The organism is Lentilactobacillus hilgardii, from assembly GCF_009832765.1.
In the GTDB taxonomy this organism is placed as follows: domain Bacteria; phylum Bacillota; class Bacilli; order Lactobacillales; family Lactobacillaceae; genus Lentilactobacillus; species Lentilactobacillus hilgardii.
Genome location: NZ_CP047121.1, coordinates 643,453 through 659,157, shown reverse-complemented (window position 1 = coordinate 659,157; position 15,705 = coordinate 643,453). Strand labels below are relative to the sequence as shown.

Below are 15,705 nucleotides of genomic sequence, written 5' to 3'. Positions count from 1 at the left end.
TTAGCTCCCAGAATATAAGCGATCAAATCGAATATTCTGGGTTTGAATATTGGATTTGATTGCTTATATGGCCGGGAGCTGTTTTTTGGCGCACGTTTCGGCTAGGTAACAGTGATCAACTAATATTCTGGACTTGAATATTGGATTTATTTACTTATATGGCAGGGAGCTGTTTTTTGGCGCACGTTTCGGCTAGGTAACAGTATCAGTGGCCTACTTCTCTCCTTTCAAGGAAACCGCAATATTTCTACTAAGAAGCACCAATTGCATGAATTCGGTAAAGGTATAATTATTTGGATCAAACTTTCCATGTTCAACCGTATGTCTGGAGTATGGCATTGTCTGTAAATGATAGGAGTTAAAATCAAAGAATTTGTATAACCCCGACAAAACATCCAATTCATTCAACTCAAGTAGCCGGCCAAACTGCTTATGCCGATCCGTTTTGATTTGCTCGTTTATCCGTTTAATCTCATTTAGAGACGGATTATAGTTCCAGGTAGCCGTTCGCGACTGACCATATTTTTGAACGGTTACCATTTCTAGAATTGAAAACAGCAAATTAAACAAAACGATGTAATTATCGTGTGCTTGGTAAATCAGTCGTTTAACAATTTTAATTTGTTTGGCATGACCATTATCCAAAGAAGCCGCCAAATCATCCAGGTTTTGATTAAGTAAGTTGTGGGAATCCCGAATCAAGGTATCGACAAACACTTGATTCAGCTCATGATCATCAAGCTTTAAGAGCCTGTCGATGCGCTCAGAGTTCAATGGCATCTGGTCAATCCATGTCCAATGAAGCTTGGCAATCCGTTCAAAAAATTCTTTGTGGGCCGGATATTTATCTTCAAGCTGCTTACCATTTTCACTTGCCTGTCGAAAACTATCTACCAACCATTCAGGACCGTTAAAATCAATTGACTTACCATGAGACTGCACCTTAAACCTGTGCTGGTTGCCGTTTAATTTTGTGTTGGCAATAATTTTCCCCGGCTTACTGTTATCAATTTGTTGCTGTATCTTACGAAATTGTGCGGAGAGGCTCCGCGTTGATTGAGTCGTCATCCTTTTCACTGCCAATCATCGAGATTTATTACTTTCATCATACGGTACCCCGGTGACTTTAGCAAAGGAATTACTTTTCGAAGACAGCCCGCATTCTCGTAACGGTTCGCCTAATGTCGTTGCTTTGGGCAATCATGGAAATAACAGACGCACCAGCCACTCCTGTTTGTGGCAATTCAGAAATGTTTTCCTCGGTAATCCCACCAATTGCAACGACAGGCAACCGGCTGGACTGAACCAGCTTCTTTAAACCGGCTATCCCAATCACCGGATCGGCATCTGCTTTTGAACCAGTTGGATACACAGGACCACTTCCTATGTAACTAATACCCTCGGTTTCATTGGCAATGGCAACCTGCTCTTTTGTATCACAGGAAAGCCCAACAAACATTGTTGTGCCGACTTGTTGAATCACTTTCGTTACCCGCTCGTCTTTTTGGCCAACATGAATACCGTCAGCCGCTGTTTCAAGTGCCAAATCAACATCGTCATCCACGATAAACGGAATTTTGTAGGTTTCGCAAAGCTTCCGAAGTGTATGCGCCATATCAACCTTTTTCTCTTCCGAGAGAGATCCGGCGCCTTTTTCACGATACTGAAACGCGGTAATGCCTGACTGTAAAGCTTGAGTAAGTACCTCTGGTAACGTCAGATTTGACTTTTTAATATCTTGTGTGCCGGCAATAAAATACGCCCGTAACATACCGACTTTAAATGCCATTGCCATCAGTCGTCACCCTCTTTGTCAATCTTGGCCCAGTGATTCAGCGGCCCATGACCGTGTCCTACCTGAATGCCGTTTGCAATAGTAGCCTGAACATATTTCTTACCGGTGCGAATAGCCGTTTCAACATCGCTCCCCTTCGCTAGTTCAGCTGTGATACATGAAGAGAGTGTATCTCCTGTTCCATGCGTCCGCTTAGTGTCGACCCTTGGTGAACTGACCCAAAAGGAATGACCGGTTTCAAGCAAAATAAAATCAGAGGATTCTTTTGATTCAACCTGGTGACCGCCCTTAATCAACACGTTTTTAACACCCATGCTTTGAAGCTTTTTAGCGGCCTGAATCATTTGATCATGATCATTGATTTTCATGCCGGCCAATTCTTCTGCTTCCGGCAGGTTGGGCGTTAAAATATCAGCCAACGGCAATAGCTTTTCACGGACAGTGCTAATGGCATCCTCTGATAGTAAACGTGCACCACCCTTGGCAATCATGACCGGATCAACCGTTAACGGCCCCAAATCATACTTTTTTAAATTTTCGACAACTGCTTCAACAGTCGGCACATCAGCCAGCATACCGGTCTTGCATGCCCGGATTTTTAAGTCATCCGCTACTGATGCAAATTGCTCATCAATCATTTTCTTTGGCATTGCCATAAAGTCCTGAACGCCAATTGTATTTTGCGCAGTAACCGCGACTACCACAGCCGCCGAGAAGACATGACGTTCCTGCATTGTCTTAATGTCTGCCATAACGCCGGCGCCACCGCCACTGTCAGTTCCTGCAATCGTAAGAGCTTGAACCGTTTCGTTAACCATTTTTATTTCTCCTTTGCTTATCCATTCTTCACTGGTTAAAGATGTGATTACTCAAAGTTTGCATACTTTTCAACCGTTTTCGTATCGATTAAATGCAACTCGTCAATTAATTGTGGTCCAAATGAACCGGCAAGCGGCTTGTCCATTGCTTTAGCAACAACTTCACCCGCAACATCAAAAACCACAACGGCTGTTTGGGCGGCTTCAAAGTAATCATCTTCAACTCCTACAAAACAGCCAATTGTACTTGAAAGCATATCACCGGATCCAACATGCAATTTGAATAAATCAGATTCATTGAACACTTTAACCACCGCATCACCATTTGTAATGATATCGGTTTTCCCACTTTCAACAACTGTGCAATTGTATTTATTCGCCAACTTTTTAGCAATTTCAACCAAATCCCCGGCACCTTCACCGGCATCAATCCCCTTAGCGTTCCATTCAACACCTGCCAAGGCAGCAATTTCGCCAGCATTGCCTCGAATAACGTTTACCTGCTTTTGAGCAAGCAGCTCGTTACACCGTTCCAAACGGTATTGCACAGCACCAACGGCTACGGGATCAACCACGATTGGCTTATGATATTGGTTGGCAAACGTCATTACCGTATCAATTTGAGTGAGCTGCTGCTCGGTAAATGCACCCAGATTAATTGTGACCGAGTTGGCCATTTTAACCATTGCTTCGGCCTCATTTTTCTCTTCAGACATAATTGGCGAAGCCCCCAGTGCATTAATACCGTTTGCAACGTCCTGAACGGTCACAAAATTAGAGATGTTAAAAGCAATTGGATTTTTTTCTCGTAGTGTATTTAATAAATCAATTTTCATTATATTTCTCCTTAAAATAAAATAGGACCGCGACAATTCATCATTGCCTGCAGTCCAAAGTTGTTCACGTATAGAGTTGAATTAAGTGATGGCAGAATACTAGGCAACCATCTTAAACGTGCCCCATCTCAAAAATACCTTAAAATTTCGGATGGTTCACACCCTCACTGTCACTTTCCCTACGCAAGCATTGTCTTACAGGTTCCAAGGGACCAGACCGAACAGATCCATCTCAACCGCTTCTGGCGGCACCCCTAGTGTTGTGCTTAATTTAAGAATAATTGATATCGCTTTCCTAGTCAATAAGGACAAGAAAAAAGAGGATCCAGCAAGGCTTGAATTTGCCACATCCCCGAATTCTTCCCCTCAGAAAGAAATTCACATTTTTCCTTTACATATCTAACATCATCATTTTCACATATAATGAAGCGCTTTGCAAATAAATAACGTACAAATTTAATTATTTTTTGGGGCTGATTCCGGGTGCTAACCGGTTAGATCCGCACACTATCTTAGGACTGCTCCATCAGCCACAAACCTGCATACAAAACAATCGCCACAAAATTCCAGGAACGGGAATTTCCTGCCGCTTGCTTTGTACCCCGGCTTGTCCCAGGCTGACTCCGCACACTGTCTAGGACTGCTCCTCAAAGCAGCATCATTCCTCATAAGGGATCAAATTGAAAAATCCAAGTTCGGGATTTCCCAATTTGACGCCTTATGCTCCAGATGCTAACCGCTTTGTTCCGCACACTTACCTTAGGACTGCTCCTCTAACCAGCACCACTCCATATAAGAGATCGATTTCCAAAATCCAAACCCGGGATTTCCCAATTGACGCTTTATGCTCCGGATGCTAACCGCTTTGTTCCGCACACTTATTAGGACTGCTCCTCAAAGCAACGTTCTGCATGTAAGGGATCCATTTCAAAAATCCAAACCCCAGATTTCCGAAATGAACGCCTTACACTCCGAACGTTAACCGCTTTGATCCGCACACTACCTATTAAACGCCGTCTGTTTATTCAAGACCTTTTGGGCATATTTACTAAGTGCGGTCAGTAACGAATCGAAACATTTATCCGGTAATACTTTTCTCATGAATAGTATCGGCTTGGCGCCTGCCCCTCCCGCATAACGTGTTTTCGGTCGCCTTGAAAAAGCCGCCCTGTCAACCATCCTGGCAACTACCCTGGGCTCAGAGGCAAACTTATAGGACAGGGAGAAAAAGTCTGCTGATAGACGTGCCAGCTTTTCATAAGGCCCCTCAGCTGCCTTTTCAACCATTTTTCCGGTAGCGGTATCTTTCCACGAAGACTTAACAGCACCGGGTTCAATCACGACAACATCTATACCAAACGGCTTCAACTCAAGCCTTAAGGCATCACTAATACCCTCAATGGCAAATTTGGAGCCTACATACCAACTTCCAAGTAAATTGTAAATTTTACCATCGATCGAAGAAATATTCACAATTCGACCGCTCTTTTGCTTTCGCATAAATGGTAAAACAGCCTGAATCATTTTCATCGCGGCAAACACATTTACTTTGAACTCGTACTCGCCTTCAGCCAAATCAACTTCTTCTGCCGGGCCAAAAACGCCCAACCCGGCATTATTAACCAAAACATCAATTCTACCGGTTTCCTTGGCAATTTGATTAACAACCCGATCCACTTCCTCATAATCCGTTACATCAAGATGACGCGTGTGAATTCCCAAGTCATCCAATTCGTTCATTTGGTAGACTTTTCTTGATACGGCATAAACTTCCATCCCGTTTCGGTGCAGATTTTTTGCAATCTGCTTGCCAATTCCGGATGAAGCGCCGGTTACAATGGCAACTTTTCGGCTCATAAGCAATCCCGTCCTTCCATTATCTGAATCCGAGTAACGTTGAGTGATCAACTTTCTAATGCTTTAATTATATCACCGTTGCATGCTTTTCCCATCACACGAAGCCTTCCGCTAACCCGAAAAATATGATATTATTTGTCCCAATTTACAAGCCAAGGGGCAATTCACAATGGCGTTAATCAAATGATGATCCATGATACTTGTCGCGTAGTCAATTTTCCAGTACGATTAACGCTGTAGTTGTTAGTCAAACACTAGGAGGCTTTACAAATGTCATTAACTGATACGTATACCCTTTCAAACGGGGTTAAAATCCCTCAAGTAGGTTTTGGTACCTGGCAGTCTGCAAACGGCGACGAGGCCTATCACGCCGTTTTAGCCGCATTAAATGCCGGCTATCGCCACATCGATACCGCTGCTGCCTATGGCAACGAAGAAAGCGTCGGTCAGGCCATTATTGATAGTGGTGTCAGCCGCGAAGACCTTTTCGTCACGACCAAATTATGGAATGCCGATCATGGCTACGAGGCTACCAAAGAAGCATTCGGCCGTTCACTCGAAAAATTACGTTTGGATTATGTTGACCTTTATCTGATCCATTGGCCAAATCCAATCGACTTTCGTCAAAATTGGCAGCAAGCAAACACCGACTCATGGCGGGCCATGGAAGAATTTTATGCAAACGGTACTGCCAAAGCGATCGGTGTTTCCAATTTCCGTGAAAAACACTTGGATGCGTTGCTGGAAACAGCCAAAGTAAAGCCAATGGTCAACCAGTTGTTTATCAATCCGTCGGACATGCAGCCAGGCGTCGTTAACTACAACAATAACCATGACATTTTAACCGAAGCATACAGTCCACTCGGGACCGGTGGTATTTTTAAGATTCCCGAATTGGCACCGATTGGCCGAAAATACGGCAAAACTCCCGCTCAGGTTGTTTTGCGCTGGTCACTTCAACACGGATTCCTACCGCTGCCAAAATCGGTTCACGAAAAGTACATCAAGGAAAATGCCGATATCTTTGATTTTAATTTATCCAATATTGATATGAAAACGATCGATGGGTTTCACGGCAAGGCCGGTTTGGCAATCGATCCGGATACCGCAACCTGGTAATCGTCATTTTTAATAATAGCCTTAAATAATCAACCGTTACGAAAACCCGATTCCCCATTCACATCGAATGAAAAGAATCGGGCTTTTTGTTTTTATTAATAACCTCAATAAAGCACAAGCAGGTGCGAAAGCCCCCTACTGTGTGCTATGATACTTAATAACTATAGATATAAGGAAGGTTTCATGTATACTAACAAACCACAAGTTCACGTTGAACAAGGTGAACAATTAAAATTAACAATTAAACGGCTGGGCATCAACGGTGAGGGAATCGGCTATTATGAACATAAGCTGGTCTTCGTGCCGGGTGCACTTCCTACTGAAAAAGTCGTTGTTGAAGTCACTGAAGATTTAAACAATTTTATTCGAGCAGACTTAATCGAAATTCTAAGAAAAAGTGAAGATCGTGTTCAGCCAGTCGATGATTATGCCAATGAAGTCGGCGGTTTTGAATTAGAAAATCTGGCATATCCAAAACAACTTGAATTTAAACGTGATGTCATTAAAGACTCACTGGAAAAATACAAGCCAGCAGGCTATCGAAAATACAAATTGTTACCGACAATCGGGATGGATGATCCAATCCACTATCGAAACAAGGCCACTTTTCAAATCAGAAACGATGGTCAAAAGGTGATTGCCGGATTGTACAAGCATCGCAGTCACACTGTAGTTGATTTAAAGACGTCCGCTTTACAGTACCCGCTCACGATGAAAGTCATGCGTGCCGTTGTTGAGATGATCGACGACTTGGGAATTCCGGTTTATGATGAAGAAAAAAACGCCGGCATTATCAAAACGGTCGTTGTTCGTGCCGCCACTGCAACTGATGAAGCCCAGGTCACATTCATTACGCAGAGCAAAAAATTACTTAAAAAGCATCAATTGCTTGAACGCATTGATCACGATCTGCCAGAAGTTGTATCGGTCATGCAGAACGTTAATCCAGGTAAAACATCCCTGGTTTGGGGTGAAGAAACCATTCATTTGGCCGGCAAGGATAAAATTACCGAGGTTCTAAACAATTTATCTTTCGATCTATCCGCAAGGGCCTTTCTACAAGTCAATCCTGAAATGACAGCTGTCCTTTATCAAGAGGCTTTTAAAGCATTGGAGCTCTCTGGTAAGGAGAAATTAGTCGATGCCTATTCCGGGGTTGGTACAATTGGTCTCTCGGTTGCCCGTCAGGTTCGTGAAGTTCGTGGCATGGACACCATTAAAGATGCCGTTGATGATGCAAATGCCAACGCCATTAAGAATGGGATTGTCAATGCACTTTATGAAGTCGGTGAAGCTGAGAAGCTACTGCCCCTTTGGATTGAAGATGGTTGGAACCCAACCGCAATGATTGTTGATCCGCCACGAACCGGATTGGCAGATTCTCTAATTGATACCATTCTGGATATTACGCCTAAAAAGTTCGTGTATATTTCATGTAATCCTTCGACTTTGGCGCGAGATCTAGTAAAATTAACTCGGAAGTATAATGTCGAATACATTCAATCTGTTGATTTAATGCCGCAAACATCACGATGCGAATGTGTTGTCAAATTTAAAAAGAAATAACCTTTTGAAACACCATTAAGAAGGGAGACTACCATGCAAAATCCATTCGGGAATGGTAATAATGATAACAATGACAATAACGATAATGACCCACGGAATTTAATTCCAATCCCGCCTAACTTTGCGACGGTCGTTAACAAAGAAACCGGTCAGATCAGGATTGCAAAGGTTGGCCTTTCATTCACGGCACTCTTCTTCCAAATCCTGGTACCGGTCTTTCGATCCGATTGGTATAATTTCTTCTGTATGCTGGGCGTTGAAGTCATTGTCGGTATGGGATTATCAATGTATCTGGTTCAACCGCTCAGCATTACCTTTTATACCGGTGAATATTTTCTCGGCGTTATCTGGATGCTTATTTACAACATGATGTACTTTAAACATCTGTTTAAGCTGGGGTATGCGCCTGCAGATCAGCGTTCAAAAGAATTGCTAATCAGTGCCCGCTATCTTAAGGATAAAAGTGACAATCAAAATTAAAAAAATGACGTCTAGTCGTATGATTCAATACGACTGCACGTCATTTTTTTATTTTCGAGGTCTTAAGAAAAATAGTTTGTGCTTTTTCTTTGGCTTTTCTACGGCAATTCCCTCCTTAACCAACTGTTGTCGTTCCTGCACACGCTTCTCATCAATATTCGGTGTTTCTCCCTGCTTTACTTCTGCCTTGGGAACCCCTGCCGGAATTCGATATGGGAATACCCAAAGTGCCGTCACAAAGAAGCGACCAATCAACCCGATGATCGGCACAAAGAAAACGCCAATAAAAATTAACACGTTAATCACATCTGAATAGAGAGACCGACGATCATGCCGAAGCACCCGAGCCAATTTCGAATCCGGCCGGTGAATCTTCAATAACTCCCTCACCAGAATTTCAAACGAAACACTCCACATTGTGAAAATAAAGACGTAGGCCAAATTAGGCACAACATCGAAAGGATTTGCAATACCATTTTATTAAGTTTTATTATCCTTACGTATAGCCAAACAAAATATGCATTTTTAATTTTTAATCACTACTTACCACAAGTTTGTGGGAGATTTTGTGGGAAGTAAATAATGAACTACTTTTTATTGTGAATATGCAAAAAAGCCCACCCAGAACTTAATCTGAGTGGGCCCCTTTTTGAGATTACTTTTTGACTTTTTTTAATTCATTTACATCATCTTCCAAATCGTCAATTCTCTGGTTAATGACTTGGTGTTCTCCGCGAGATTCTGCCAACGTTTCCTTAATACTGTATTGATCCTTTACAAATTGTTCCAAACGGTTCGATGTATCTCTAATTGATTCAGCTACATCTTCCAGCCTCTGGGTTAACGGTTTCAGAAGAACTCTCAAAACGCCGTAAACACTACCGCAAATGCCTAAAGTCACAGTAATTAATTCTATCCAACGGTCAAAGGTCATTTCTGATCACCGCCCAACAAACGGATCCGTTTAACATAGGCACTGTTTGACGTGATATATCCATTAGCGTATTTCAATTTAAGATGAGTGATCTTACCAGCCTTGACCGCTGAGGCCCAGACCCGTGAGCCCTTGGCATAACTCATGTCACTTTTGCTGGTTTTATCGAATTTAAGCTTCTTATAAACATTAGCCTTGGGTGCGACAACTTCATATAAACCCAAACCAGTAGCTTGGTAGTAACTGGACTGCGTTTTGGTACTTGATTTAGTTGAGGTTCCAGACAGGGATCCATCAAAATCATAACTGGCATCCACATGTAATCTCTTAAAGTTATCGGTATACTGCCAAGCATTAGCATTATCGATGCCCGGTTGGTTAACCCCGTACGCGGCTACCCAAATTCGCTGATCAACTAAAGCTACACGATTAATCCGACCGTATTTAAACCAAGAACCACTTCCATAGGTAATCACATTCAAATACCCTTGAGCTTTTAAATACTTTAAAAAGATATTTACTTGGGGTGTCGTGTTGGCCGGTAAATCTTGGGCTTCCACATCGATCGCTAACACCGTTGATTTATCCAACCCATAATTTTTAACCCAAGCTAAAAAGTACTTTGCCTCAGCCAAACCATTTCCATGAAAGAAATGATAAGCCCCCACGGTGCCAAATACTTGGTAAGCATTTGATACCTGTTCACTAGCGCTGGTGTTCACATAAGTCGTTCCTTCGGTCAACTTAACCATAACTGAATCAATTCCATATCGTTTGAGTTTCTCAAAAAATGCTTTTGACTTGCTTTGATAAACAGCCACATCGGCAGCTAATTTAGGCATTTGCACCACCCTTTTCTGTTGCTTGCGACGTTTGAGAAACGTTTCCGGTTGCATCAATAGACTTAGCTGATTGGCTATTCTCTGACTCTACGGGGGCTGGTGTTATTGGGGCAAAATGATTATCAGCCCCTGTCGCTTTGTAAGCTTGATAAGCTTTTTCAACTAGGCCAGCAATCACTTGATAATCAAGGTCAAAACCGTTAGCTTTTAACTGATCGTTAACGAAACGTATCGCCTCCTTCTTCCGATCAGATTTACTCAAGGCTGCCAAAACGGCTAATTCCGGCACGATCACATTGGCCAGTTTCAGTCCCAGCTCTAGTGCTTGTTGAGCATGAACGTTCTTTTCAGTCGCAATCTTTTTTTGCAAGTACGGATTAATAAGCTTGTAAACTACCGGAATAACGGCAACAAAAAAAGCAACCACACCGGTTGCCTTCAAGGAATTAAAAACATCTAAAATATGAGTAAACATAATAAAGCCTCCTAATTTTGGGTAAAATAAAAACACCTACCTGAAAGTAGATGCTTAACATAATAATTTATACATTGATGATTAGTCTACCGAAGGAGCGATACTTAATCATCTATACACAGGAGAAGATCAGTGTAGAACAGAACACTGAGCTCAAATAAAATTATATGAGCTTTTATTTTGGTTGTAAACCATTAATTTTTGCAAAAGAAAAGCATTCATCAAACAGATGAATACTATATTGACACATGAATGGTAGTGGACTAACGCGTTCTAACCACGATAGTCTCCCAGACATTATAGTCCTAATATTGCAAAATAAAAGCACCTATCCAACAGATAGATGCCAATTCATATATGGGGATATATGAATAAGAATATGAATATAATTTGGAAAGATATATTCTGAGGGGAATATATTCTTTGGGTGTGAATAGCAACATTGGAGGCGTTGTTATCCACGGAAAAATTATATCATATTTTGCCAAAATTGAATACCCGATCATCGGTATCAAGTGTTACATAGTAAGTCATAAAAATATCCTTCTTTCTACTTATTAACTAGAGAATCATATCCGACTATTAAATATGGTGTGTTTTCACCAACAGTAGTTACAATATTTGAATCGGATGGTTCATCTAATATAATAATATTATTATTAAAACTTAAATTAGACCAGCTTAGGACAAAGCTTTCCCCGCTATTTGATACAAAAGCTTTACCTTTTACTGATGTTACGTTATTTATAAGATTAGATAAATCTATAAATGGCTCCCCGCCATTTATTTCCGTAAATTTATTAGAATTTGCAATAATTAATATGTTCTTATTATCTTTATCTATTTTATATAGAATAATGTCTTTAAAACTACCTGCGCTCTTTGATAAGTCTAGCTGACGCCAAGCGTCTGCCTCAACGCTTTTCAAATCGGCCATAGTAGCGGCCTGATTATCCCCCTTATCTGTCGAGGCGTCATTTATGACTGGCGCAATACTGAATGTCTGTTGAGCTGTAAATGTTTGAGCCTGTCCCGTTCGTGCTAGGTCAGACGGCAATTGGTCAGCGGTCAGCAGGTCTTTATTATCCTTTTGAGCCTTTCCAATGAAATTAACATCTTCAGAAGTATTACCGGTATTGGGATCTTTATGAATAACGGTTGTGTCATTGGCCGGCTTAAGTTGCTCACCATTTGGCAATACTAAACTATTATCCGTACTAAATCTCGGAACCATTGTCCAAGGATACCATGTTTCAGGAGTACCACTTTGCGTCCTAAAAAATATTTGATCACCTATATTACTGCTACAGATAATATACTGAACGATCATAGCACTCTTGTTTATTATATGAATTGTTCCCCAATGCTTATCTGAATCTATAAAGTTTACAAAAGACGTCCCAACAAAATCATATATTCCCTCTTGCGTCAAAGTATTTAAATCAGTATTTTCTGCAAGGTCACCCTTATAAAGCCCAGTTGAAACATCTTCTAATCCTACTACATCACTAGCTGGTTTACGCATATCAGCTACATTTACTTTTTTATCCAGTTGTTGATTAACGTCAACTGTCTTGGCATAAGCATTCCACTCACTCCAAACATTGGTTGTAGAATTGAAATAGCGAGTTGATCGAATGTTGTTAATTGTGTCATCTAAAGTTTGCATGATTGGCACCGTCTTATCTCCACTACCAATCGTGGTCAAATAACCAGTTCCCGAAAAACCACTTGGAGCATTTACCACTGTGGTATCGTTGATAATTCTGGTAATGCTGATATCTAAAATGGCATTGAAATCAGTACCTATCGAAGCTGTCTCATTTGGATAATTTAACGCATTTCCTATCGACTGAGAAATCATCTGTTGAACATCTTCACGGGACAGGGTACCACTGTTTGAAACCATAATGGTTACTTGGGTACCACGAACGATGTCAGTATATAGATCCAGATAAATCGAAGCTGTTGTCGCATTATTTTCTTTAGCAATCATTGTCGCTCCGGCAGTTAATGGAATAACACTGAATAATACCTCTTGATTGGTTGAATTTTGTTTGGCATAGAGGCCGATACCATAGTAAGTATAGTCTTCATTCACATCACTGTTATCAATGGTCACTCCTAACCGAGACTTGTTGTCTTGTGTTGCAATGGCTTTAGGTGTTCGCGATTGTTTATAGTTAACACTAGTTAATGCTTGTAATTGTGAAACCGAATCACCGGTAATATCATCGGTAATCGTCACTGCTTTAGTAAAGGTAATTGCGCTGATTCCTAAAGCTTGGTTCATCATGGTTAATGCTTGATTGGTTAGTGTATTTTTACCCCAAGTTGCTGGCATTAGTTAATCCCTCGATTCTGTATAATAAAACGGCTTTGAGTCACTGCCACATTTCCAACATATAGGCTTTGTTCATCAATTTGACTAAATTCAGTTCCATTAATTCGAATTGTCGCTTCCACTGACCTTGCCAGTTGCTCTGTCAGAAACCGAACGGCATCCGGATCACTGGCGTATTGAAATGGTAATCCTGTAATGGTAATTGTTCGCGCTTCACCACCAGTTTGCCACGGTTGAATAATTCGAACATCCGAATACTGACAATCTAAGATATAAGCAACTGCTTTAATGATAGAATCTGTCGTTCCGTCAGCCGTCGCCGCTACCATTGCTGCTCGAATTTTAAACTTGTAATAATCATCGGTTGCTCCAGCCCGATAAACGCCGAACTGTTCACCAAAATAATCAAGCGCTTTACCGGTTAAATACTCCAGCGAATGGAAAATATTCATTTTTTCTAAAGCAACGTCATAGTCTTTAGACCGAGACAAAATAGCATCCATCAACTCATAGAACTTGCTGCCATACTCTTGATTAGTTAGGCGGCTCATCTTGCTCAGCATCGTGGGCGTGTCGTCCATTTCAATCAGATTATCATCATGTTTGATATCAGCCATTGGTTGTCGTCACCTCAATCTCGTCAGCATTAACTACTGGCGCTTGGGTAATCCCTAAAGTCACGTCAGTTGCCGCTAATTTTGTTTTATCAAGCCCCATCTGAACCGTAAACGAATCGATTCCCGGAACTTGAGCTAAAGCGCCATAGACCGAACTGATATAAACTGGCCGTCCCATATGCAGGTTATTGACATAATTCTGTAAAGCGTTCAGCACATCATCAGTACCGCTATCAGCATTCCAGTTGCTATTCGCCTTAACCGTAATTGCAAAGTAAATCGGGACTTCTGTTGCCCGATTAAAATAAATTGTTTCAGGTGTACCAGCGATATCGTAGGCAATTGCCGATAAGCTGCCAAAGGTTTGAGTGCCAGCACCTTTAGCTTTCCTCACTGCGTTAGCAATGTCTTGGTCGGTACCGCCATAGACAACAATTTGAAGCGCATGAGCTGGTGTTCCGTTAGCATCGGTGACGCCACTGGTATTATTATCAATGTACTTGTCGCGAATCCCATTAACACTATCCAAGGCGGTATAAATACCGTCAATCGTTGAGCCAATGTTAGCAACGTTAGTTTCTAGAATCCTTTGCCTAAGTGAATCATCCGTTTCTTCGTCCGACCCACCAACCGCCGGCTGTGGATTATCTACGGTATCAACACCATCAACCGGTGTCGCAAACTCAGTTATCGTGTGGGCTTGCACATTGGTATCACTTGAATAATCTTCTGAAACCACCGATGCGGTGGCTGTAAACTTGCCATCGCCATCATCGTCAGACAGTACGGTATCTTCAACAAGTACAAAATAGGTACCATCGTCAGTCATGAGTTCGGTTGTCCCACCTTCAAGTAGAACCGCACTTGTACCGGTAATGTTGACCGTTGCATTCGCCTGTTGTGACTGGTTACGAAAAATCCCCCGATTATAAGCTAAGTAATCAAGGGAAACACCTCCGGCAAATTGCACGTAAGCATTCAGCCAAACTTGTTGCTGTTTTTGGTTTTCTTTCCAATTATTGTAAGCAACCGCCCTAATTATTCGACCATAATTGGCTTGTGGCCCAACATTAATATCGTTGCCTAGGATTTTCTTAAAAATAGTGGTTTGCTTACTAACTTCTTCGTTGTAACTTTCAACGTAATAGCCTGTATCATCAAATGCCACCGCTATCACCTACCGTCAGTTTCAAATTGCCTTGGTCATCATATTGGTTGCCAGAATTCTGAATCTCGGATGAATGGATATTAGCGGAGATATCACTGGTTCGTTTAGCCAGATCATGTGTAATCTCAACGCCGTCCACCGCATCCACTCGTGGCTCTTGGCTCGTTAAAGTATCAGAAATATCTTGAGCCGCATAATTATCATCGTAGGCTTTCCCTAAAATATTATCCAAAGGTAGCCCACAGTCCGGCGCAAGTTCGTCCATCTCGCCTTGCTCAATACCTAGAACTTCGCCACAAGATTGCATGAGTTCGTCAGTACCAGAAACTTCTACTAAATCATGAGAAAGCTCATCTTGAACGACATCGCCGTCTGGCTTAATCATTAAATCTCGCATCAACTCCCCTCCGAATTAATTGCGACAACAATCGCATCGTTTAGATCGTGTTCCCGTGGATCTTCTTCACGACCGAAATACCCCTTGCCAACTTCATAGCCATCTAAGCAATAATCATGAACTACCATCGTCACTTCGGTGCCCGGCACCAACCGTTTAGGCGGTGGCGTAATCTTCATGGTTCCAGCACCGTCTCTCGGACAGATTGGGGTTAAATAATCCGCCATATGGTCCCAGATTTCATCAATCCAGTAGATGCTGAACGGAACCTCAACGTCATTGATAATTCCCATTTTGTCACCAGAAAGGTCTTCGGGAAGCGGTTGGATGTCAGCAATGTGCTTGGCCTTGTCATACTTAACAATCTTGCCAACTAAACAATTGTGATTATCACGGGAAGCCGCTTCGGCAATTGCTTGAGCTGCTTTTTTATAAGGATTTGTAATTTTTGCCAATT

At 41.8% G+C, this 15,705-nt stretch carries 17 protein-coding genes and 1 riboswitch; of the genes, 3 read left to right on the top strand and 14 right to left on the bottom strand.

Going from position 1 to position 15,705, the window contains the following annotated elements:
- Positions 1-213: 213 nt before the first annotated feature.
- The 5 genes from GQR93_RS03090 to GQR93_RS03070 all read right to left on the bottom strand — a co-directional run bounded on the left by GQR93_RS03090 (position 214) and on the right by GQR93_RS03070 (position 5,306).
- Positions 214-1,068: a hypothetical protein gene (locus GQR93_RS03090; protein ID WP_003552129.1), complete on the bottom strand. Its 855-nt coding sequence runs from the start codon at positions 1,066-1,068 to the stop codon at positions 214-216.
- A gap of 70 nt (positions 1,069-1,138) precedes the next feature.
- Positions 1,139-1,795, bottom strand: coding sequence for a thiamine phosphate synthase (gene thiE / locus GQR93_RS03085; RefSeq protein ID WP_159298689.1), 657 nt, complete (start codon positions 1,793-1,795; stop codon positions 1,139-1,141).
- Positions 1,795-2,613, bottom strand: a complete 819-nt coding sequence (gene thiD / locus GQR93_RS03080; RefSeq protein WP_003552125.1) for a bifunctional hydroxymethylpyrimidine kinase/phosphomethylpyrimidine kinase — start codon at positions 2,611-2,613, stop codon at positions 1,795-1,797. The genes thiE and thiD overlap by 1 nt, the downstream gene beginning before the upstream one ends.
- 47 nt (positions 2,614-2,660) lie before the next feature.
- The gene (gene thiM, locus GQR93_RS03075) at positions 2,661-3,449 is read right to left on the bottom strand and encodes a hydroxyethylthiazole kinase (RefSeq protein ID WP_003552123.1); all 789 of its coding nucleotides are present in this window, start codon (positions 3,447-3,449) and stop codon (positions 2,661-2,663) included.
- Between the two features lie 158 nt (positions 3,450-3,607).
- Positions 3,608-3,715: riboswitch (TPP riboswitch) on the bottom strand.
- A gap of 733 nt (positions 3,716-4,448) precedes the next feature.
- Complete coding sequence (locus GQR93_RS03070; protein ID WP_003552120.1) at positions 4,449-5,306, bottom strand: oxidoreductase; 858 nt, start codon at positions 5,304-5,306, stop codon at positions 4,449-4,451.
- A 270-nt stretch (positions 5,307-5,576) separates the two neighbouring features.
- On the opposite strand from GQR93_RS03070, the gene GQR93_RS03065 reads away from it, so the two are divergent.
- The 3 genes from GQR93_RS03065 (at position 5,577) to GQR93_RS03055 (ending at position 8,471) form a co-directional block, all read left to right on the top strand.
- Positions 5,577-6,425 carry an aldo/keto reductase gene (locus tag GQR93_RS03065; protein WP_003552119.1) on the top strand — a complete coding sequence of 283 codons (849 nt, stop codon included), beginning with the start codon at positions 5,577-5,579 and terminating at the stop codon, positions 6,423-6,425.
- A 147-nt stretch (positions 6,426-6,572) separates the two neighbouring features.
- Entirely contained in the window at positions 6,573-7,991 is a 1,419-nt protein-coding gene (gene rlmD / locus GQR93_RS03060; RefSeq protein ID WP_003552118.1) for a 23S rRNA (uracil(1939)-C(5))-methyltransferase RlmD, read from the top strand.
- Positions 7,992-8,024: 33 nt separating this feature from the next.
- A complete protein-coding gene (locus GQR93_RS03055) occupies positions 8,025-8,471 on the top strand; it encodes a hypothetical protein (RefSeq protein ID WP_003552117.1) in 447 nt (148 codons plus the stop codon).
- 48 nt (positions 8,472-8,519) lie between these two features.
- Here GQR93_RS03055 and GQR93_RS03050 read toward each other — a convergent pair whose 3' ends face one another.
- From GQR93_RS03050 to GQR93_RS03010, 9 genes are all read right to left on the bottom strand, one after another.
- The gene (locus GQR93_RS03050; protein ID WP_225442045.1) at positions 8,520-8,849 is read right to left on the bottom strand and encodes a hypothetical protein; all 330 of its coding nucleotides are present in this window, start codon (positions 8,847-8,849) and stop codon (positions 8,520-8,522) included.
- A 277-nt stretch (positions 8,850-9,126) separates the two neighbouring features.
- Entirely contained in the window at positions 9,127-9,405 is a 279-nt protein-coding gene (locus GQR93_RS03045; protein WP_159298688.1) for a hypothetical protein, read from the bottom strand.
- Positions 9,402-10,247: a GH25 family lysozyme gene (locus tag GQR93_RS03040; protein ID WP_159298687.1), complete on the bottom strand. Its 846-nt coding sequence runs from the start codon at positions 10,245-10,247 to the stop codon at positions 9,402-9,404. Before GQR93_RS03040 ends, GQR93_RS03045 begins: the two co-directional genes overlap by 4 nt.
- Positions 10,240-10,722, bottom strand: coding sequence for a hypothetical protein (locus GQR93_RS03035; RefSeq protein ID WP_159298686.1), 483 nt, complete (start codon positions 10,720-10,722; stop codon positions 10,240-10,242). Before GQR93_RS03035 ends, GQR93_RS03040 begins: the two co-directional genes overlap by 8 nt.
- Before the next feature lie 550 nt (positions 10,723-11,272).
- Positions 11,273-13,066, bottom strand: a complete 1,794-nt coding sequence (locus GQR93_RS03030; RefSeq protein WP_159298685.1) for a pyocin knob domain-containing protein — start codon at positions 13,064-13,066, stop codon at positions 11,273-11,275.
- Entirely contained in the window at positions 13,066-13,683 is a 618-nt protein-coding gene (locus GQR93_RS03025) for a hypothetical protein (protein ID WP_159298684.1), read from the bottom strand. The genes GQR93_RS03030 and GQR93_RS03025 overlap by 1 nt, the downstream gene beginning before the upstream one ends.
- Positions 13,676-14,851, bottom strand: coding sequence for a baseplate J/gp47 family protein (locus tag GQR93_RS03020; RefSeq protein WP_159298683.1), 1,176 nt, complete (start codon positions 14,849-14,851; stop codon positions 13,676-13,678). The genes GQR93_RS03025 and GQR93_RS03020 overlap by 8 nt, the downstream gene beginning before the upstream one ends.
- The gene (locus GQR93_RS03015) at positions 14,841-15,248 is read right to left on the bottom strand and encodes a hypothetical protein (RefSeq protein WP_159298682.1); all 408 of its coding nucleotides are present in this window, start codon (positions 15,246-15,248) and stop codon (positions 14,841-14,843) included. Before GQR93_RS03015 ends, GQR93_RS03020 begins: the two co-directional genes overlap by 11 nt.
- On the bottom strand, positions 15,248-15,703 hold the full coding sequence (locus tag GQR93_RS03010; RefSeq protein WP_159298681.1) for a hypothetical protein: 456 nt from the start codon (positions 15,701-15,703) through the stop codon (positions 15,248-15,250). The genes GQR93_RS03015 and GQR93_RS03010 overlap by 1 nt, the downstream gene beginning before the upstream one ends.
- Positions 15,704-15,705 lie beyond the last annotated feature (2 nt).